A 488-nucleotide genomic window follows, 5' to 3' on the forward strand; every position below is an offset into this window, starting at 1 on the left:
GTGTATAACGATGGACAAGTACTCTCCTTCACTGTTCATTTTAGTGAGATAGTTAATGTAACCGGCACACCATCGCTGGGTATAGTAATAGGCGCCACTACCAGACAGGCCACACTTGTAAGTGGCAGTGGTACCAACGCTCTGGTATTCAGTTACACCGTGCAGAACGGTGATATGGATATAGATGGTATCACAGTAGGAACCCTGACCGGCACTATCCGTGATGTGGCAGGTAACAACGCTRTACTCACCCTGAATAATGTGGCTAGCACTACGGGCGTACTCGTGAATACAACCCTCCCGGGTGTAGTCATTTCCACTACCGCTACTTCTCCGGTAATTACACCGTTTACCGCCACAATTACCTTCAGCGAAGCGGTGACTGGATTTACACTGGGTGATATTACCACCACCAACGCAACTTTAAGTACATTCCAGACAACAGATAATATCACTTACACCGTTCTCGTAACACCAACAGCAGATGG

The 488-nt window shown here is 47.4% G+C and carries 1 protein-coding gene; it reads left to right on the plus strand.

Translation table 11 applies throughout. The features are described from left to right. On the plus strand, window positions 1-488 hold a 488-nt coding region (locus AC1DP6_RS36540), incomplete at both ends, for an Ig-like domain-containing protein (protein ID WP_477059319.1).

Source organism: Chitinophaga sp. 01L420 (assembly GCF_056399985.1).